Below are 19,232 nucleotides of genomic sequence, written 5' to 3' on the forward strand. Positions count from 1 at the left end.
CTATCCTTTCGCGCGCAACGCCTCGATGGCGAAGAGCACGCGTTCGGGCGTGGCCGGCGCATCGAGATTGGGGAAGATCCGGTAGTCGGCGACGCTCGCCACGGCATCAGACAGGGCGTGCAGGACCGAAATCGGCAGGACGAGCGGCGGCTCGCCCACGGCCTTCGAGCGGTGGATCGAAGGCATGTGGTTCGGCTTGTTGAGGAGTTCGATGTTGAAGATGCGCGGGCGGTCGGAGGCGACCGGAATCTTGTAGGTGGAGGGCGCATGGGTACGCAGGCGCCCCTTGGCGTCCCACCACAGTTCCTCGGTCGTCAGCCAGCCCATGCCCTGCACGAAGCCGCCTTCGATCTGGCCGATGTCGATCGCGGGGTTCAGCGAGGCCCCGACGTCATGCAGGATGTCGACCCGTTCCACCCGATATTCGCCGGTGAACGTATCGACCACCACCTCGGAGGCGGCGGCACCGTAGGAGTAGTAGTAGAAGGCGCGCCCGCGGCCCGCCTTGCGGTCCCAGTAGATGTCCGGCGTGCGATAGAAGCCGGACGAGGAGAGGTGGATGCGGTTGCCATAGGCCTCCTTCACGAAGTCCGGCCATTCGATTTCCCGATTGCCCACCCGCACCCGGCCCGGCAGGAAGATGACCTGGTCTTCCGGCACCTGGAACTTGTCGCGGGCGAAGGCGATCAGGCGCTCCTTGATGTTGTTGCAGGCATTCAGCGCCGCCATGCCGTTGAGGTCGGTGCCGGAGGAGGCGGCGGTCGGGGACGTGTTGGGGATCTTCGCCGTGGTGGTCGGCGTGATCTTCACCATGTCGAGGTCGATCTGGAAGGCCTCGGCCACCACCTGGGCGACCTTGATGTAGAGACCCTGGCCCATTTCGGTGCCGCCGTGGTTCACGCTCACCGAGCCGTCGCTGTAGACGTTGACGAGGGCGCCGGCCTGGTTCTGCCAGGAGTTCGTGAAGGAGATGCCGAACTTCACCGGCGTCAGCGCGATGCCGCGCCGGAAGATGCCGCCGTTCGCGTTCTCACGCGCATTCTCCTCGCGGATGGCGGCGCGCCGGGCCTGGTAGTCGCAGGAAGCCTCGAGCTTGCCGATGATCTCGGCGGAGAGGTCGGCCTCCACCGTCTGGTGATAGGGCGTCACATTGCCCTTTTCGCCGTAGAAGTTGCGCTTGCGGATCTCCAGGGGATCCTTGCCGAGGGCGTAGGCGATCTCCTCGATCATCCGCTCGGCGCCGATCACCCCCTGCGGGCCGCCAAAGCCGCGGAAGGCGGTGTTGGAGACTGTATGGGTGCGCCAGGGCTGCGCGTTCAGCCGGACCGCCGGGTAGAAATAGGCATTGTCGGCATGGAAGAGGGCACGGTCGGTCACGGGACCCGAGAGATCGGCCGAGAAGCCGCACCGCGCCGCGAAGACGGCATCGACGGCCAGGATATGGCCCTCATCGTCGAAGCCGACCTCGTAATCGATCACGAAGTCATGGCGCTTGCCAGTGGCGACCATGTCTTCGTCACGGTCGGGCCGGAGCTTGATGGCCCGGCCGGTCTTGCGGGCGCCGAGCGCGGCGATGGCAGCGAAGATGTTGCCTTGGGTTTCCTTGCCGCCGAACGCGCCGCCCATGCGGCGGATCTCGACGGTGACGGCGTTGGAGGGCACGCCCAGCACATGTGCCACCGAATGCTGGATCTCGCTGGGGTGCTGGGTGGAGGAATAGAGCGTGATGTCGCCGTCCTCGCCCGGGATGGCCAGGGCGATGTGGCTTTCCAGGTAGAAATGCTCCTGGCCGCCGAGGTTCATCGAGCGCTTGATGCGATGGGGCGAGGCTGCCATCGCGGCCTCGACGTCGCCGCGGTTGAGCGACATCGGCTCGGCCACATAATCCATGCCGCTCCTGCGCGCCTCGGCGATGGTGAGCACGGGCGGTTCTTCCTGGTAGCTCACCTTGGCCTTGGCGGCGGCGAGGCGTGCCTCGTTGCGGGTGCGGGCGATCACCGCGAACAGCGGTTGGCCGTAGAACATCACCCGCTTCTCGGCGAAGATCGGATCGTCGTGATGGTTGGAGGGACTGACGTCGTTGACGCCGGGAATGTCGTCCACCGTCAGCACCGCTTCGACGCCTGGGCTGGCGAGGACGGCGGAAAGGTCCATCCCGGTGATCACGCCGTGGGCGCAATGCGACAGGCCCAGCGCGGCATGCAGGAGGCCGGCGGGTTCTGGCATATCGTCGATATAGAGCGCCTCGCCTGCCACGTGCTTGTGGCCGGAGTCATGGCGGGTCGACTGGTACACGCCGCCGGTGATGACGTTGCGGTTGGTGGCGAAGACGGGCTTATGCATGGACGTCACTCCGCAGGATGCCGGCCACTCGGTGCGGGGCACCGGCAGCGGCTTCAGCCTGGAAACGGCGGATCAGATTGGCGGCGACGGTGGCGCGATAGCGCGCGCTGGCCCGCCAGTCGTCGAGGGGGGCGAAATCACTGGCGAGCGCCTCGGCCGCGGCTTCGGCGCTGGCGCGGTCGAACCTCCTGCCGACGAGTGCCGCCTCCGCCGCGGCGGCGCGCTTGGGCGTTGCCGCCATGCCGCCGAAGGCGAGGATGGCTTCCGTTACCGTACCGCCGGCATCGCGTTCGAGGCGGAACGCGCCGCAGACCGACGAGATGTCCTCGTCGAAACGCTTCGAGATCTTCGAGACATGGATCAGCGCACCGGGCTTCGGCTTGGGGACGATGATCTCCTCGACGAAGTCGCCCGGCTGACGATCCTGCTTCTTGTAGGCGATGAAGAACTTCTCCAGCGACAGGGTGCGCCGCTCGCTGCCGCGCCGCAGCGTCACGCTCGCGTCGAGCGCGATGAGGAGCGGGGGCGAATCGCCGATCGGCGAACCATTGGCGACGTTGCCTCCGATGGTGCCGGCGTTACGTACCTGCTCGCTGCCGAAGCGGCGCAGCATCTCGTCGATCTGGGGATCGAGGGCGCCGAGCGACTGCCGGGCGTCGCGCACCGAGACGAGCGCCCCGATGACGATGCGGTCGCCCTTGTCCTCGATGCGGTCGAGTTCACCGACCCGGCTGAGAGAGATGACCTTGGCCGGGCGCATCAGCATCTTGGTGATCCACAGGCCGACATCGGTGGCGCCGGCCACGACCGTCGCGTCGGGATGGGCGGCAACGAGGTCGGCGAGTTGGTCCGCCGTGGCCGGCGCGAACAGGGTGCGCTCGCCGTCGCCGATTTCGATGACCTGCCGGTCGGCGAGAAGGCCGAGCTTGCGGACGATATCGGCGCGTTCGACGAGGAGACGGTCGGCGCCGGAGGCCTCGATCTCGTAGGCCCGGTCGAGCGCGGCCACGATCGGGCCATAGCCGGTGCAGCGGCAGAGATTGCCCGCGAGGGCTTCCTCGATGCGCTCATGGGACGGCGGCGTGTCGTGGGCGAGCCACAGCGCCGTGAGCGACATCACGATCCCCGGCGTGCAGAAGCCGCATTGCGAACCGTGGAGCTCCACCATGGCCTGCTGTACCGGATGCAGCCCTCCGGCAGCCTTCTTCAGGTGCTCGACGGTGACCACGTGGCAACCGTCCAGCGTGGCGACGAAGCGGATGCAGGCATTGATCGCCTCATAGCGCAGTTCGCCGTTGCGCAATCGTCCCACCAGCACGGAACAGGCACCGCAATCGCCCTCGGCGCAACCTTCCTTGGTGCCGGTCAGCCGGCACTCGTTGCGAAGCCAGTCGAGCAGGGTCAGGGTCGGGTCGAGCCCTTCCAGCGTCTGCATGCGATCGTTCAGGAGGAATTTTACGGTTCGGCGCATGATCATCCATGGGGTTTGGGGCAAGGCATGGCGCTGCCATCGCGGCGCGGGCCTCGTAGGCGTAGTCGATGGGGACACTGGTTGAGCCGGCGGCGGTCGCACGCCCTGCTCGCAAACGCCGCATGTTCCGTGGCGCGGACATGCCGGGTGGGACCTTGGCGGGCCTGCCGATCGCAAGGGATCGAAATTCAAGCGGGGGCTTGGCACCCGGTCTCCCTTGCCGGCAAGTTCCCCCGAAGTCGTTGTTCTCGTTGGGCTTTGTTGTTGGCCTCTTTGTAGGGTCTATAATCTGCCCCTCCCGCCCGTGCCGGTAGGGGCGTGCCATATGAAGGACTTCCAAAAAAAATGTGACAATCCGCTGACGGTGAAGCGGTTATGCTCCGCGTCATGATAGGGGGTATCTTGTGCTGAGATAGTCCCGAAGGTCGCCTCTCCGAGCTTGCCACGCTCCAGTCAGAAGGACGTAACATCTTGACGGTGAATGATATTTCTCGAGCGGATACGGCCCTGCGCGGACGTTTGCTCTGGTTCGTCGAGAGTCCCGAGGAGCACGGCGCGGCGGCTGTCCGCCACATCGAGGATGGTCTTCTCGTACTCAAGGCCGGGCGGATTATCGCGGTTGGTGAGACAAACGCCCTGCAGCCGCTGCTGCCGGCCGCCGCGAAGGTGCGCGATCATGCCGGCAAGCTGATCGTGCCCGGCTTCATCGATCCCCATATCCACCTGCCGCAGACGCAGGTCGTCGCCTCCTGGGCCGCACAGTTGCTCGACTGGCTCAACACCTACACGTTCGTCGAGGAGCAGAAATATGCCGATCCGGCCCACGCGGCACGGGGGGCGGCCTTCTTCTTCGACGAATTGCTTTCCAATGGCACCACCACCGCCGTGGCCTTCTGCTCGGTGCATTCGACATCGGCCGAGGCGTTCTTCGCCGAATCCGAACGCCGCAATACCCGCATGGCCGCCGGCAAGGTGATGATGGACCGTTACGCACCCGACGCCCTCACGGATACGCCGCGCACGGGCTACGACGAGAGCAAGGCGCTGATCGGGCGCTGGCACGGCCGCGGCCGCCAGCTCTACGCCATTGCCCCGCGCTTCGCCATCACCTCCACGCCCGAGCAGCTCGAGGCGGCCGGCACGCTCTCGCGGGAGCATCCGGACTGCCTGGTCGAGACGCATGTCTCGGAGAACCTGGAGGAGATCGCCACCGCCAAGCGCCTCTATCCGGATTGCGCTGATTATACCGCCATCTATGAGAAATACGGTCTCTTCGGCCGCAAGTCGCTGATGGGCCATGCCATCCACCTCAGCGAGAGCGAGCGGCAGCGCTTCTCGGACGCTGGCGCGGTGGCCGTGCACTGCCCGACTTCGAACCTCTTCCTGGGCTCCGGCCTGTTCGACTGGCAGGCGGCGCGCGATTCCAGGCGTCCCGTCCATATCGGGGTCGCCACCGATATCGGCGGCGGCACCTCCTATTCCATGCTGCAGACCATGAACGAGGCCTACAAGGTACAGCAGCTGCGCGGGAATCGCCTCGACGCCTTCGCGCTGTTCCATGCCATGACCCGGGGCAACGCCGTCGCCATCGGCCTGGACCATCTGATCGGCAGCTTCGAGCCGGGCCATGAATGCGACGCCGTGGTGCTCGACGCTCGCGCGACGCCCGCCATGTCCCATCGCATGGAAACGGTGACGACGCTCGCGGAGGAACTTTTCGTGCTGGTCACCATGGGCGACGACCGGGCCGTGGAAGAGACCTATGTGATGGGCGAGGCCAGGAAGCCGCGCAAGCGCGCATAGGGGAGTTCAGCTATTGCTTCGCCCGCCATTCCGCGAGGAACCGGCGAGCGAAGGAGAGGAAGCGTGTCAGCACCGGGCTCTGGTCGCGCGGGTAGACCATGGAGACGTCCGCCGCCGGGGCAGGGGGCATGAGGTCGCGATACACGACTTCCGGCCGCGACAGGGCGCTTGCGCTGCGGGGAGCGAGAGCCACGCCGAAGCCGGCGGCGACCAGGCTGGTCAGCGAATAGGCTTCGATCACCTGCTGGGTGATGCGCGGCATGAAGCCGGCCTCGATGCAGCACTTGCGCAGATAGTCCGCGAAGGTCGAATCGCGCAGGCGCAGGAAGACATGATCGTCGTCGCTCAGCTCCGACAGGGCGATGGCGCCGCGGCCGGCAAGGCGATGTCCGGCGGGCAGGAACACGCCTACCGGCTCCCGCCACGCCGTCTCGCGCATCAACTCGGCATCGGCGGGCGGCAGGCGCAGGAAGCTCACGTCCACGGCGCGTGTCAGGAGTGCGTTGAGCTGCGCGTCCGGCGCCATCTCCTGCAGGCCGACCACGACGGCGGGGAAGCGGCGCTGGTAGTCCGCCATCAGGGCGGCGAGCGGACCGAGCAGCATCGAGCCCGTCGCGGCGACGTTGAGGGCGCCCGTCATGCCCTGGCCGATCGCCCGCACCTGCGTCGCGGCAAGTTCGGCGCTCGCGATGATGCTGCGCGCATGAGCCAGGAAAGCCGTGCCCGCCTCGGTCAACACCACCTTCCGGCTTGTTCTTAAAAACAGCAGTGTGCCCAATTCATGTTCAAGATCGCGAATCTGCTGGCTCAAAGGCGGTTGCGATATATGAAGCTTTTGCGCGGCGGCGGTGAAGCTCAATTCCTCTGCAAGTGCAATGAAATAGCGTAGATGCCGGAGCTCCATGCCTGCGCCTGTCGATATCTTTTACATATTGATTATATCGAACCATATATTGGACTAATTGATGGCTCTGCGCAATCCTTGGGCATCAAAAGGGCGGAACATGCCGCCCGGCCAGAACAAAGATGCAAGGAGAACGCCGATGGCGCGCATGACCGCTGCCGAAGCAGCAGTGCACATCATGGAGAAGGAAGGCGCGACCTGCGCCTTCGGCGTGCCGGGTGCGGCCATCAACCCGCTCTACGCTGCGCTGCGCCCCCGCAACCAGATCAAGCATGTGCTCGCGCGCCATGTAGAGGCCGCCTCCCACATGGCCGAAGGATTCACCCGCGCGAAGGCGGGTAATATCGGCGTGTGCATCGGTACGTCAGGCCCGGCAGGCACGGACATGATCACCGGCCTCTATTCCGCCTCGGCCGACTCGATCCCGATCCTGTGCATCACCGGGCAGGCGCCACGGGCCCGCATGCACAAGGAGGACTTCCAGGCCGTCGACATCGCGGCCATCGCCAAGCCCGTGGCGAAGTGGGCCGTCACCGTCATGGAGCCGGCGCAGGTGCCCGGCACCTTCCAGCAGGCCTATCACCTCATGCGTTCCGGCCGCCCCGGCCCAGTGCTGATCGACCTTCCCTTCGACGTGCAGACGGCCGAGATCGAGTTCGATCCCGAGACCTATGAGCCGCTGGCGGTGCACAAGCCCAAGGCGACGCGTGCCCAGATCGACAAGGCCATCGGCCTCCTGCAGGAGGCCGAGAGGCCGCTGATCGTGGCGGGCGGCGGCATCATCAATGCCGACGCTTCGGCCAAGCTGGTCACCTTCGCCGAACTCGTGGGCGTGCCCGTGGTGCCGACGCTGATGGGCTGGGGCACGATCCCGGACGACCACCCTCTGATGGTGGGCATGGCGGGCCTGCAGACCAGCCACCGCTATGGCAATGCCACGATGCTCGCCTCCGACTTCGTGCTCGGCATCGGCAACCGCTGGGCCAACCGCCATACGGGAACGGTCGAGACCTACACCAAGGGCCGCAAATTCGTGCATGTCGACATCGAGCCGACGCAGATCGGCCGTGTCTTCGCGCCCGACTACGGCATTGCCTCCGACGCCGGCGCCGCGCTCGATCTCTTCATCGAGGCCGCCCGCGACCTCAAGGCCAGGGGTGCCCTCAGGGATCGCTCGGCCTGGCTCGAGGAATGCCGCGAGCGCAAGCGCACCATGCTGCGCCGAACCCATTTCACGGAGACGCCGATCAAGCCCCAGCGCGTCTATGAAGAGATGAACCGCGCCTTCGGTCGCGACACCACCTATGTCTCGACCATCGGCCTCTCCCAGATTGCGGCGGCGCAGTTCCTGCACGTCTACAAGCCGCGCGGCTGGATCAATTGCGGCCAGGCCGGCCCGCTCGGCTGGACGCTGCCCGCGGCGCTCGGCGTCTGCGCCGCGGATCGCGGCGCCTCGGTGGTGGCGATCTCGGGTGACTACGACTTCCAGTTCCTGATCGAGGAACTGGCAGTGGGCGCCCAGTTCAACCTGCCCTATGTGCATGTGCTGGTGAACAACGCCTATCTCGGCCTGATCCGGCAGTCGCAGCGCGGCTTCAACATGGATTTCCAGGTCCAGCTCTCCTTCGAGAACATCAACGCCCCGGAACTGGGTGTCTACGGTGTCGACCACGTCAAGGTTGTCGAGGGCCTCGGTTGCCGGGCGCTGCGCGTCACCGATCCGGAAAAGCTGCAGGAGACTTTCCTGGAAGCCAAGAAGATGGCGGCGCATCTGCGCGTGCCGGTGGTGGTCGAAGTCATCCTCGAACGCGTCACCAACGTCGCGATGGGTACGGATCTCGACAAGGTCACCGAGTTCGAGGACCTCGCCCAGGATGCCCAGGATGCGCCGACCGCCATCGCGCTGCTGGATTGAGGCGAGGGGCAAATCGGCAATCGTCGAGCCGCCCGTCCCCCTTACCCTCTCCCCGCAGATGGGGCGAAGGAGCCGCAACCGTCGCGCGAGATGATGAGCGCAGCGGGTACAGCGCAACGCCAGAATCCCCTCGCCCCGCTTGCGAGGGAGGAATGAGGTGAGGGGCAGCACTAGCCTCTCGATCGATATTTGAGACAGGATCCCCAATGCCCCGCTTCTGCGCCAACCTCACCATGCTCTTCAACGAAGTGCCCTTCATGGAGCGCTTCGAGGCGGCCGCCCGCAACGGCTTCACTGGTGTGGAATATCTCTTTCCCTATCCCTTCCCCAAGGAGGAGCTCGTCGAGGCCCTGCGTCGCCACGAGCTCCGGCAGGTCCTTCACAACCTGCCGGCGGGCGACTGGGCCGGCGGCGAGCGCGGTATCGCCTGCCTGCCCGACCGGCGCGACGAGTTTCGCGAGGGGGTTGCCCGCGCGATCGACTATGCCACGGCGCTCGACTGCAAGATGATCAACTGTCTCGCCGGCATCCAGCCGTCCACGGTCGATCCGGCGGAGGCAAAGGAGACCTTCGTGGCCAATATCCGCCATGCGGCGGGCGAACTGAAGCGCGCCGGCATCCGCCTTGTGATCGAGGCGATCAACACCCGCGACATTCCGGGCTTCTACCTTACCGATACCCGCCAGGCCGCCGGTCTCATCGCCGAGGTGGGCTCGGACAATGTCGGCCTGCAATACGATATCTATCACATGCAGATCATGGAGGGGGATCTCGCGCGTACGATCGAGCGCTTCCTTCCGCAGATCTGGCACGTGCAGCTCGCCGACAATCCCGGCCGCAACGAGCCCGGCACCGGCGAGATCAACTATCCCTTCCTCTACCAGTGGCTCGACAGCCTCGGCTACGCCGGCTGGATCGGCTGCGAATACAAGCCCAAGGACGACACCGAGGCTGGTCTCGGCTGGTTTCGTGGCGTGAACGACAAGGCTGCCTGATGGCGGAACGATCCTTCCTCCCCCCTTGCGGGAGAAGGCCCCGGCAGGGGGAAGAGGGGCTTCCCCACTTTGCCGGTGAGGTTGCAAGGCCCCTCACCCGACCTCGCCTTTCTCGGCGACCTTCTCCCGCAAGGGGAGAAGGAGCCCTTACCCAACAAGGACTCTTCTCATGAATATCGGCTTCGTCGGACTTGGCATCATGGGCTCCCCGATGGCGGGGCATCTCATCGCGGCCGGTCACACCCTTTTCCTCAATTCGCTGGGCGGCGTGCCGGAAGCCCTCGTCAAGGCCGGCGGCAGCGCCTGCGCCACGCCCGCCGACGTCGCCCGCAAGGCCGACATCGTCATCACCATGGTGCCCGATACGCCGGATGTCGAAAGCGCCTTGTTCGGCGAGAACGGCATCGCTTCCGGGCTCAGCGCCGGCAAGCTGGTGGTCGACATGAGCTCGATCGCACCTGTCGAGACCAAGAAGTTCGCCAAGCGCATCAACGAACTCGGCTGCGACTATCTCGACGCGCCGGTCTCGGGCGGCGAGGTCGGCGCCAAGGCCGCGTCCCTCACCATCATGGTCGGCGGCCCCGAGGCGGCGTTCGAACGCGCAAGGCCCCTGTTCGAGAAGATGGGCAAGAACATCACGCTGGTCGGCGGCAATGGCGACGGCCAGACCACCAAGGTCGCCAACCAGATCATCGTGGCGCTCACCATCGAGGCCGTCGGCGAGGCGCTGCTGTTCGCCTCCCGTGCGGGGGCGGATCCCGCCCGCGTGCGCCAGGCCCTGATGGGAGGCTTCGCGGCATCGCGCATCCTGGAGGTGCATGGCGAGCGCATGGTCAAGCGCACCTTCGAACCTGGCTTCCGCATCGCCCTGCACCAGAAGGATCTCAACCTCGCGCTCAACAGCGCACGCCAGCTCGGCGTGAGCCTGCCCAACACCGCCACCGCCCAGGAACTCTTCAATGCCTGCGTCTCGCATGGCGGGGCAGCGTGGGACCATTCCGGCATGGTCCGGGCGCTGGAACTGATGGCCAACCATGAGATCGGCGCACCGGCCAAGGCGTGACGACGAAGGCAAGCCGGCCGGCGACGCCGCCGGTCGTGCCGAACGAGCGTATCCTGGCGGCCGCGGCCGGTCTTGCCGGCCCGGCCATCGGGAGCGTCAATGATTTCCGGGCTGCGCTGGCGTTGCCCCAAGGAGTTCGACTGTCATGAGGCGGTCTCGTGAAAGACCCGGCACGCCTGCCGGCATCCGCGTGATGGAACGGCTCGACGAGCTTGCCGCCTGTACGAGCGAGCTCAGTGCGCTGACCCGCCTCTACTTGACCCCGGAGCACAGCCGGGCGGTGGCGATGGTGCGCGGCTGGATGGAGGAGGCGGGGATGTCGACCGAGGTCGACGATGCCGGCTCGCTCGTCGGCCACTACCCAGGCCGGGTGCCCGACGCGCCGGTCCTGCTGCTCGGTTCCCACATCGATACCGTGCGCAATGCCGGACGCTACGACGGAAATCTCGGCGTGGTCGCCGCAATCGAGGCCGTGGCCGCCCTGCATGCCGTGGGCCAGCGGCTTGACTTCGCCGTCGAGGTCCTGGCTTTCGGCGACGAGGAGGGCGTGCGCTTTCCCGTCACCCTCACCGGCTCGCGGTCGCTCGCGGGTACCTTCGAGACGCCCAATCTCGATGCCCTGGACAAGGCCGGCATCAGCCTGCGGCAGGCCCTGCTCGACTTTGGCTGCAATCCCGACGGCGTCGCCCATCTCGGCCGCGATCCAGCCGCCACGCTCGCCTATGTCGAGGTCCATATCGAGCAGGGGCCGGTTCTGGAAGCCGAGGACCTCCCGGTTGGTGTGGTCACGGCCATCAATGGGGCCAGCCGGTTCAAGGTCGACGTCGAGGGCAAGGCGGGCCATGCCGGCACGGTTCCGATGGATCTGCGCCTGGATGCCGGCGCTGCGGCGGCGGAGATGATCCTTGCCGTCGAGAATGTGGCTGCCTCTGCAGGGGATCTCGTGGCCACCGTGGGAACGTGCGAATTGCGGCCGGGCGCCGTCAACGTCATTCCCGCCAGCGCCCATTTCACCATCGACATCCGCAGTCCCGATGACGGGCATCGCCTCGATGCCATCGGCGCGCTGAAGGCGCGTTTCGAGGCCATCGCCGAGCGGCGCGGCGTGACCGTCACGGTTGCCAGGACCTATGACGAAGCCGCGGCCCGCTGCGACCCGCGCCTCATCGGCGAGTTCAAGGCGACTCTCGGCGCCATGAATCTGCCGAGGCGGCTCCTCTCCAGCGGCGCGGGCCATGATGGCCTGGCCATGGTGAGCCTCTGTCCGATCGCCATGTTGTTCGTGCGCTGCCGGGGCGGCATCAGTCATAATCCCGCAGAGGCCGTGCGTACCGACGATGTCAGCACGGCGGTGGAGGTCCTTGTCGGCTTCCTGCGCCGCCTGCCCTGTCCCCTTTCCAAACTTCCAGCCTGAACGAGACGATCATGACCATCAAAGACACCATCCGCACCTATCTCGAAGGGGAGCGGCAGCGCCAGACCGAATTCCTCGCGGAACTCGTTCGAGTTCCTTCCGACAATCCCGCCGGCGATTGCGCTGCCCACGCCGAGCGCACCACCAGGATGCTCGAAGGCCTCGGCTTCAGCGTCGAACGCCACGTCGTGCCGGAGGCCCTCGTACGGCAGCACGGCATGATCTCGGCCACCAACCTGATCGTGCGCAAGCGTTTCGGCGACGGGCCGGTGATCGCCCTCAATGCCCATGGCGACGTGGTTCCGCCCGGAGAAGGCTGGACGCGTGATCCCTATGGCGCCGAAATCGTGGACGGCTGGATGTATGGCCGCGGCGTCGCAGTGTCCAAGTCAGACTTCGCCACCTATGTCTTCGCCTTGCTGGCACTGGAGCAGCTCGGCAAGCCGTTCAAGGGCACCGTCGAGCTGCACCTGACCTATGACGAGGAAGCCGGCGGCGAGATCGGTCCGGGCTGGCTGCTCTCCGAGGGACTCACCAAGCCGGATCTCGCCCTCGCGGCCGGCTTCTCCTACGCCGTCGTCAACGCCCACAATGGCTGCCTGCACCTCGAGGTGGAGGTCAACGGCCGCTCCGCCCATGCCGCCAAGCCGTGGACCGGCGTCGATGCGCTGGAGGCCGCCACCAATATCCTCGGCGCGCTCTACACCTGGCGCAGTTCGCTGGCGACTCGCGTCTCGGCCGTGCCGGGCATCGGGGCGCCGCAGCTTACCGTCGGCCTCATCCATGGCGGCATCAACACCAATGTGGTGCCCGACCGCGTGACCTTCCGGCTCGACCGCCGCATGGTGCCGGAGGAGAAGGGGGACGCCGTGGAGGCCGAGCTGCGCCGGGTGATCGAAGGCGCGGCGCAGGCGACGCCCGCTGCCAGGGTCGAGGTGCGGCGCATCCTGCTGGCCGAGCCGCTGACGCCGCTGCCCGGCTCCGAACGCCTGTCCGAGGCCCTGTGCCGGGAGGCAAGCCGCGTGATGGGCGTGCCGGTGGCGACGAACGGCGTGCCGCTCTACACGGACGCCAGGCACTATGCCGCCAAGGGAATACCGATCGTCCTCTACGGGGCCGGTCCTCGCACCATCGAGGAGGCAAACGCCCACCGTGCCGACGAGCGGCTCTATCTGCCGGACCTCTACAAGGCCACGGAGGCGGTTGCCTGCGCCCTGGCGGATGTCATGGGGTAGATGCGGATGTGGGGGATGCAACGCGAAGGCCTCCCCCACGAAGCCGGGGGTATCGCCCGCATTCTGTGTGCACGGGCCCCGACCACAAGAAAGGGCGCCGGCGATTTCCCTGCGAGGCCTCTCGCCAGCGGAACGGAGGCCGTCAGGCCGCCCTTCCTTCGTCATTTCCGTGCAGTGAAACCGCCCTCGGCGTCGTGCGGTAGAAAAACGCCGCCTCTCGGCATGAGCGCCCCAGCGCAAAGGCCGCAGACCGAGCCCCCTCGCTTGGAGGCTCGGCCTGCGGCCCGCGTGCCCGCCAACCTGGCTGCATCCGCCGCTGCGCGCGATCTGTATGCAAGCCTTCCCCGTCTTGCGGACAAGGCCTTCCCACTACCGCCCGGCGACCTTCATGGCGGTCCCGACCGATGCCGTCTTGCCCTCGCCCTTGAGCAGCCAGTCCCTCAAGACGTGACGCTCGTCCATCGTCATCTCCGTCACGTTGTTCGGCGGCATGGCGTGGGTCATCACCGACTGGACGAGAACTTCATGCGCATTGCGGGCGATGTTGGTGGGGGTGTCGAGCAGGACACCCTTGGGCGGCGTATTGATGCCCTGCCAGACCGGCGTCAGGGCGTGGCAGACGGTGCAGCGGCGCGAGAGCACGTCGCTGACCGGGGCGGGAACGGTGCTGGCGAGCACCGTCTCCGTCGTCTTGGGCGCCTCGAGTGCGCCGAGGTCGAACGCATCGCGGAAGGCCGGGGAGGAATAGGCGCTGATCGAGATGGCGCCCCACACCAGCAACGCCGCGATCACCCAGGTCCACCATTTGTCGCCACGGCCGGCATGGCGCTCGTTGTAGAACACGCGGATCAAGGCTCCGGCGATCAGGATGGCACCCACGACCACAAAGGCATAGGGGCTCGAATAGGTGAGGGGATAATGGTTGGACAGCATCAGGAACAGCACGGGCAGCGTCAGGTAGTTGTTGTGCGACGAACGCTGCTTGGCCGCCTTGCCGAGGGCGGGATCGGGTTCCTGCCCGGCCTTGAGGGCGGCGATGACCTTGTGCTGGTTGGGGATGATCACGAAGAACACGTTCGCCGACATCATCGTCGCCATCAGCGCGCCCGTATGGATGAAGGCGCCCCTGGCGGAGAACATCTGCTGGAAGAACCAGGCCATGAACACGATGAAGACGAAACCGATGGCGGCGAGCCGGGTGTCGTCCTTGCCGATGGGCGACTTGCACAGGTAGTCGTAGAACAGCCAGCCTGCCGCAAGGCCGCCCATGCCGACGGCGAGGGCCGCCAGCGGCGACAGCGCGCGCACGCTGGGGTCGATCAGCAGGAGGCTGGACTGCGCATAGTAGACCCACAGCAGCAGGCAGAAGCCGCTGAGCCAGGTCGAGTAGGACTGCCATTTGTGCCAGGTCAGCTCTTCGGGCAGAAAGTCCGGCGCGACCAGATATTTGCGGACCTGGTAGAAGCCGCCGCCATGCACTTCCCAGGCCTCGCCCCCCTTGCCCTCCGGAATCGCGGGCGTGCGGCGCATGCTGGCGTCGAGGTGCATGAAATAGAACGAGGAGCCGATCCACGCTATGCCCGTGATGACATGGGTCCAGCGCAGGAGCAGACTGCCCCACTCATACAGGGTCATCAACATTGGTATAATTCTCCCATTCGTTTCGGCACCTTCGGCCCGTCGCCTCGCGGCGGAGAGGCCCGGTGCATGATTGTTCCCCACCTGTGCAAGAGCCGCCCGCCGCCAATACGGACAGGCAAGAATCTCGCCAGATCTAGTGCCGGCCGCATCATGAAGCCTTCGGGCTTTCACGACGCTCCGGAATACCGGTCCATGTTCTCAAACAGGCTTTAAGGAACCGCCTGCCATGCTCGAAAACTTCCGTTCCTTCGCACGCGCCGTCGAAAGCGGCAGCTTCTCCGAAGCAGGACGCCGCATGCGTGTCTCGGCCAATGTCATCAGCCAGCGCATCCAGGCGCTCGAGACTCATCTGGGCTGCCGTCTCTTCAACCGCACGACCCGAAACATGGGGCTGACCGAACAGGGCAGGATCTTCTACGATCATGTCATCGATGCCCTGCACGCCATCGACATGGCCGAGGCCAATATCGGCGAGCTCGGCGCCATGCCGCTCGGCTCCATCCGCGTGGCGGCACCGCTGGGACTCGGACGACGCCTGGTGGCGACGGCGGCGGCAGCCTATCGCGACAAGCATCCCCAGATCGACGTCCAGCTGCGCCTGTCCGAGCGCCGGCTCGACATCATCGCCGAGTCCTGCGACCTCGCGCTGCAATTCGTCACCTATGCCGACTCCTCGATGATCATGCGCAAGATCGCCGACGCCGAGCGCGTTCTCTGTGCCTCTCCGGACTATATCGACCGGGCCGGCACGCCGGAGACCCCGGCGGATCTTGCCCGTCATCAATGCCTGCTCCTGCGTTTTCCGGGATCGCGCGAATTCCGCTGGCCCCTGAGCCAGGACGGCGAGGAGATCAGCGTACCGATCAAGGGTTCGCTCGATGCCGACGACGGCGACGTCCTGACAACCTGGGCCCTCGATGGCCGCGGCATCGTGCTCAAACCCGTGTTCGAAATCGCCGATGCGCTTGCCCAAGGTCGTCTCGTCCCCGTCCTGACCGCCAATCCGCCACCGCCCGCCACGCTTGCGGTGCTCTATCCCACGCGAAATCTCGTACCGCTCAAGGTAAAGGCCTTCGCCGATCTGCTCGTCGAACGCGGGCGGCGCTATATCGCCACCGAGCTCGCCCGCCTCGGCCCCCTGCCTTCGAGCCCGCCAATGCCGGAGGACGATGCCTGAGTGACGCTATCAAGCAGCAGGACAGGCTCAGGCAGAAGAGCCTTTCCTGTCGAAAGATTTTCGCAAAATATTTGGAAATGGCCGGCTGAGAATTCGCTATCGTCGCGACGCTATCTGAAACCGGCAAGGTGAGGCGAAATGGGTAGGCTTTCCACGCATGTTCTCGACATCAGCCGCGGCAAGCCGGCTGCGGGCGTCACCATCGAACTCCAGCGCCTGGAAGCGTCGGGCGGACGTGTCTCCGTCACCACGGTGACCACGAACGCGGATGGCCGCACCGACCAGCCCCTGATGGCCGGCGAGGCCTTCGTGCCTGGCGTTTACGAACTGGCCTTCCACATCGGTGCGTATTTCCGCCTGAAGGATGCCGCCGCAGCGGGCGACTTCCTTGACGTGGTGCCGATCCGCGTGACCCTCTCCGACAAGGACGGGCACTATCACGTGCCGCTCGTCTGCTCGCCTTTCGCCTATTCCACCTATCGCGGTTCGTGAGCGATGAGCCCGAGAACATCCGTCGTGGTCGCCGATGCCGCCTATGACCGGGACCTCGTCGGCTATGCGGGCCGGCCGCCCCACGCCGCGTGGCCTGGCGGAGCCCGCATCTGCCTGCAGTTCGTCGTAAACTACGAAGAGGGCGGCGAGAACTGCCTGCTCCATGGCGACGCCGGTTCGGAAGCCTTCCTGTCGGAGATCGTCGGTGCCCAGCCGTGGCTCGGGCAGCGGCACATGAACATGGAATCGATCTACGAGTACGGCTCGCGCGTCGGCTTCTGGCGCCTGCATCGCCTGTTCACGGAGCGCGGTATTCCAGTCACGGTGTTCGGCGTCGCCACTGCGCTGGCGCGCAATCCCCAGGTTGTCGCCGCCATGCAGCATGCAGGCTGGGAGATCGCCAGCCATGGCCTGAAGTGGATCGACTACCGTGATTTCATCGAGGACGACGAGCGTTCTGACATCGCCGAGGCGGTGAGGCTGCACGAGAAGACGACCGGCGAGCGGCCGCTGGGCTTTTACCAGGGGCGCACCTCCGCCCATACGCTGAAGCTCGCGATGGAAGATGGCGGCTTCCTCTATTCCGCCGATTCCTACGCGGACGAACTTCCCTACTGGGTAGAAGGGCCGAGGGGGCCCCATCTCATCGTGCCCTATACGCTCGATGCAAACGACATGCGCTTTGCCACGGCGCAGGGCTTCAACAGCGGAGACCAGTTCTTCACCTATCTCAAGGACAGTTTCGATACGCTCTATGCGGAAGGGGCCGAGCGCCCTGGCATGCTGTCCATCGGCTTGCATTGCCGTCTCGTCGGCCGGCCCGGCCGAGCGGCCGCGCTCGCGCGTTTCCTCGACTATGCGATGAGCCACGAGGGTGTGTGGTTCGCGCGCCGCCTCGACATCGCGCGGCACTGGATTCGCCACCACCCTCCCCACGATGGCTACAAACCCTCGCATATGTCGCGGGCGCTCTTCGTGGAACGCTTTGGCGGCATCTACGAACATTCGGCATGGATCGCCGAGGGGGCCCATGACATGGGGCTCGGCCCGGCCGAGGACACTGCCGAGGGGCTGCATGCGGCGATGACCGCAGTGCTGGCGGCCGCTTCCGAAAAGGACAAGATGGCCCTCATCATGGCCCATCCCGACCTGGCCGGGCGGTTGGCGCAGGCCAAGATGCTGACGGAGGACTCCACCGCCGAGCAGGCTTCGGCAGGGCTGGACAAGCTCACGCCGGCAGAGCTTGCCCGCTTCACCGAGCTGAACGACGCCTACAAGACGAAGTTCGGCTTCCTTTTCATCATGGCGATCAAGGGCCGCAGCAAGGCCGAGATCGTTGCGGGGTTCGAACGGCGGCTGCAGAACGATCGGGGCCAGGAATTTGCCGAAGCGCTGAAGCAGATCGGCGAGATTGCGCGTCTGCGCCTGCGGGACATGCTGCCGTAGCTGCATCGGTCTGCCGGGCCGGTCGGAGGCGCGGGGGCCTGGTCCTCCGTCATGCCCGGCTCGTCGCGGGCATCCAGACGCTCCCTTGAAAGAGCCGAGGTCTTCGTGACCTTCGCTCGGGTTCTCCGGGCCTGCCTGTCACCCTTCCAGGAAATGGCCGATGGGATGTAGCGGCTTGATGCCGTCGCAGACGATCTTGAAGATGGCGAGCATCGGCACGGCGAGGATAGCGCCGGCCACGCCCCACGCCCAGAACCAGAAGATGAGCGAGAGGATCACCAGCACGGGGTTGAGCGTGAAGCGCTTGGCCAGCAGCATGGGTGTGACGATCTCCCCCTCGATCAGGTGGATGACGAGATAGAGGCCGGCCGGCAGGAAAGCCATCACCGTATCCTCGATGGTGAGGAGGCCGGCGAAGGTGAAGATCGCCACGCCCGCGACCGGTCCCATGATCGGCACGTAGTTGAGGATGAAGGCCATCACGCCCCACAGGACCGGATCGCCGAGGCCCGTCGCCCACATGGTCAGGCCCGTGGCTAGGCCCACCAGCGTGTTCATGAAAGTGATGGTGACGAGATAGATCGAGATGTTCTGCTCGATCTGCTGCGAGAGTTCCACGGCCTGGCGCTTGTCGCTGAAGCGCGGCAGGATTTCCACCGTCCTGCGCAGGAAGGTGTCGCCCGACATCAGGAGGAAGAACAGGATAAGCACCGTCTCGAAGAAGCCGCTGGCGAAATGCTGCGTTCCCTGGAAGAGCGTGCCCAGAAAATCGATGCCTGGGTCGCTGCTCGCCCCCATCTGGCGCATGAAGTTCTGGAACGTCTGGATCGGCCTCGAGAGAAAATGCAGCTTCTCCTCGAGGCGAGGCAGGCCCTGCGGCAGGCGGCCTGCCCATTCGGCGGCCGGACCCGACACCGCGGCGCCGAGCCCGACGATCAGGCCGAAGAAAGCCAGGATCACGAGGAGGGCAGCGAGCCCGCGGGGCACCGAGATACGCTCGAGCTGCCGCATTGCCGGTTGGAACAGGAGCTTCAGGACGAAGGCGAGCACCAGCGGCAGGAGAATGGCGGAAGCCAAATAGGCGGCGGTGAGCGAAGCAAGGACCAGCAGGCAGGCGAGCACAACAAGCTTGGCGTCAACTTTCCTGGAAGGCGGTTCCCTCTCGACTTCGTCGGCAACGACGTCCTGCTTGAGCGTGGGCGGGGGAGTTGAAAGTGAATGATCCTGCATGAAGGTTCGCCGATGTGCTCAAGGGGCATGGGGCTGTCATACGCGCTTTCGGCGAATGTGACCAATCCTTGACGCCTAACGTGTCCCTGCGGCCGAGGTTCCC

The 19,232-nt window shown here is 65.8% G+C and carries 14 protein-coding genes; 9 read left to right on the forward strand and 5 right to left on the reverse strand.

Annotated elements, in window-relative coordinates:
- Together xdhB and xdhA are read right to left on the reverse strand one after the other, a co-directional pair.
- Positions 1 to 2,343 carry a xanthine dehydrogenase molybdopterin binding subunit gene (gene xdhB / locus AC6H34_RS10885; RefSeq protein ID WP_448149975.1) on the reverse strand — a complete coding sequence of 781 codons (2,343 nt, stop codon included), beginning with the start codon at positions 2,341 to 2,343 and terminating at the stop codon, positions 1 to 3.
- On the reverse strand, positions 2,336 to 3,820 hold the full coding sequence (gene xdhA, locus AC6H34_RS10890; RefSeq protein WP_497538830.1) for a xanthine dehydrogenase small subunit: 1,485 nt from the start codon (positions 3,818 to 3,820) through the stop codon (positions 2,336 to 2,338). Before xdhA ends, xdhB begins: the two co-directional genes overlap by 8 nt.
- Positions 3,821 to 4,285: 465 nt before the next feature.
- Between xdhA and guaD the strand changes: the two genes are divergently transcribed.
- Complete coding sequence (gene guaD, locus AC6H34_RS10895) at positions 4,286 to 5,617, forward strand: guanine deaminase (protein ID WP_497538831.1); 1,332 nt, start codon at positions 4,286 to 4,288, stop codon at positions 5,615 to 5,617.
- A 10-nt stretch (positions 5,618 to 5,627) separates the two neighbouring features.
- Here guaD and AC6H34_RS10900 read toward each other — a convergent pair whose 3' ends face one another.
- Positions 5,628 to 6,521 (reverse strand): LysR substrate-binding domain-containing protein, encoded by an 894-nt coding sequence (locus tag AC6H34_RS10900; RefSeq protein WP_448149972.1) that lies wholly within the window; start codon positions 6,519 to 6,521, stop codon positions 5,628 to 5,630.
- Between the two features lie 139 nt (positions 6,522 to 6,660).
- Between AC6H34_RS10900 and gcl the strand changes: the two genes are divergently transcribed.
- From gcl to AC6H34_RS10925, 5 genes are all read left to right on the forward strand, one after another.
- Complete coding sequence (gene gcl, locus AC6H34_RS10905) at positions 6,661 to 8,436, forward strand: glyoxylate carboligase (RefSeq protein ID WP_497538832.1); 1,776 nt, start codon at positions 6,661 to 6,663, stop codon at positions 8,434 to 8,436.
- Positions 8,437 to 8,642: 206 nt separating this feature from the next.
- The gene (gene hyi, locus AC6H34_RS10910; protein WP_448149970.1) at positions 8,643 to 9,431 is read left to right on the forward strand and encodes a hydroxypyruvate isomerase; all 789 of its coding nucleotides are present in this window, start codon (positions 8,643 to 8,645) and stop codon (positions 9,429 to 9,431) included.
- Between the two features lie 169 nt (positions 9,432 to 9,600).
- Complete coding sequence (glxR, locus tag AC6H34_RS10915) at positions 9,601 to 10,494, forward strand: 2-hydroxy-3-oxopropionate reductase (RefSeq protein ID WP_448149969.1); 894 nt, start codon at positions 9,601 to 9,603, stop codon at positions 10,492 to 10,494.
- A gap of 145 nt (positions 10,495 to 10,639) precedes the next feature.
- The gene (locus tag AC6H34_RS10920) at positions 10,640 to 11,908 is read left to right on the forward strand and encodes an allantoate amidohydrolase (protein WP_448149968.1); all 1,269 of its coding nucleotides are present in this window, start codon (positions 10,640 to 10,642) and stop codon (positions 11,906 to 11,908) included.
- An 11-nt stretch (positions 11,909 to 11,919) separates the two neighbouring features.
- A complete protein-coding gene (locus AC6H34_RS10925; protein ID WP_497538833.1) occupies positions 11,920 to 13,143 on the forward strand; it encodes a M20/M25/M40 family metallo-hydrolase in 1,224 nt (407 codons plus the stop codon).
- A 369-nt stretch (positions 13,144 to 13,512) separates the two neighbouring features.
- On the opposite strand, the gene AC6H34_RS10930 is transcribed toward AC6H34_RS10925, so the two are convergent.
- Positions 13,513 to 14,784, reverse strand: coding sequence for a urate hydroxylase PuuD (locus tag AC6H34_RS10930; protein ID WP_497538834.1), 1,272 nt, complete (start codon positions 14,782 to 14,784; stop codon positions 13,513 to 13,515).
- A gap of 226 nt (positions 14,785 to 15,010) precedes the next feature.
- Here AC6H34_RS10930 and AC6H34_RS10935 point away from each other — a divergent pair, with 226 nt between their 5' ends.
- The 3 genes from AC6H34_RS10935 to puuE all read left to right on the forward strand — a co-directional run bounded on the left by AC6H34_RS10935 (position 15,011) and on the right by puuE (position 17,899).
- Positions 15,011 to 15,961, forward strand: coding sequence for a LysR family transcriptional regulator (locus tag AC6H34_RS10935; RefSeq protein WP_448149965.1), 951 nt, complete (start codon positions 15,011 to 15,013; stop codon positions 15,959 to 15,961).
- Positions 15,962 to 16,099: 138 nt separating this feature from the next.
- Entirely contained in the window at positions 16,100 to 16,453 is a 354-nt protein-coding gene (gene uraH, locus AC6H34_RS10940; protein ID WP_448149964.1) for a hydroxyisourate hydrolase, read from the forward strand.
- Positions 16,454 to 16,456: 3 nt separating this feature from the next.
- Positions 16,457 to 17,899, forward strand: coding sequence for an allantoinase PuuE (gene puuE / locus AC6H34_RS10945; RefSeq protein WP_497538835.1), 1,443 nt, complete (start codon positions 16,457 to 16,459; stop codon positions 17,897 to 17,899).
- A gap of 138 nt (positions 17,900 to 18,037) precedes the next feature.
- Here puuE and AC6H34_RS10950 read toward each other — a convergent pair whose 3' ends face one another.
- Complete coding sequence (locus tag AC6H34_RS10950) at positions 18,038 to 19,129, reverse strand: AI-2E family transporter (RefSeq protein WP_448149962.1); 1,092 nt, start codon at positions 19,127 to 19,129, stop codon at positions 18,038 to 18,040.
- Between the last annotated feature and the right edge of the window lie 103 nt (positions 19,130 to 19,232).

This window comes from Labrys sp. ALF-8 (assembly GCF_059699065.1).

Bases quoted from the DNA above. Each gene is read 5' to 3' on its own strand.
- xdhA (WP_497538830.1), bottom strand. From the start codon at position 3,820: ATGATCATGCGCCGAACCGTAAAATTCCTCCTGAACGATCGCATGCAG.
- xdhB (WP_448149975.1), bottom strand. From the start codon at position 2,343: ATGCATAAGCCCGTCTTCGCCACCAACCGCAACGTCATCACCGGCGGC.
- AC6H34_RS10925 (WP_497538833.1), top strand. From the start codon at position 11,920: ATGACCATCAAAGACACCATCCGCACCTATCTCGAAGGGGAGCGGCAG.
- puuE (WP_497538835.1), top strand. From the start codon at position 16,457: ATGAGCCCGAGAACATCCGTCGTGGTCGCCGATGCCGCCTATGACCGG.
- AC6H34_RS10930 (WP_497538834.1), bottom strand. From the start codon at position 14,784: ATGTTGATGACCCTGTATGAGTGGGGCAGTCTGCTCCTGCGCTGGACC.
- hyi (WP_448149970.1), top strand. From the start codon at position 8,643: ATGCCCCGCTTCTGCGCCAACCTCACCATGCTCTTCAACGAAGTGCCC.
- AC6H34_RS10900 (WP_448149972.1), bottom strand. From the start codon at position 6,521: ATGGAGCTCCGGCATCTACGCTATTTCATTGCACTTGCAGAGGAATTG.
- glxR (WP_448149969.1), top strand. From the start codon at position 9,601: ATGAATATCGGCTTCGTCGGACTTGGCATCATGGGCTCCCCGATGGCG.
- gcl (WP_497538832.1), top strand. From the start codon at position 6,661: ATGGCGCGCATGACCGCTGCCGAAGCAGCAGTGCACATCATGGAGAAG.
- AC6H34_RS10935 (WP_448149965.1), top strand. From the start codon at position 15,011: ATGCTCGAAAACTTCCGTTCCTTCGCACGCGCCGTCGAAAGCGGCAGC.
- uraH (WP_448149964.1), top strand. From the start codon at position 16,100: ATGGGTAGGCTTTCCACGCATGTTCTCGACATCAGCCGCGGCAAGCCG.
- AC6H34_RS10950 (WP_448149962.1), bottom strand. From the start codon at position 19,129: ATGCAGGATCATTCACTTTCAACTCCCCCGCCCACGCTCAAGCAGGAC.
- AC6H34_RS10920 (WP_448149968.1), top strand. From the start codon at position 10,640: ATGAGGCGGTCTCGTGAAAGACCCGGCACGCCTGCCGGCATCCGCGTG.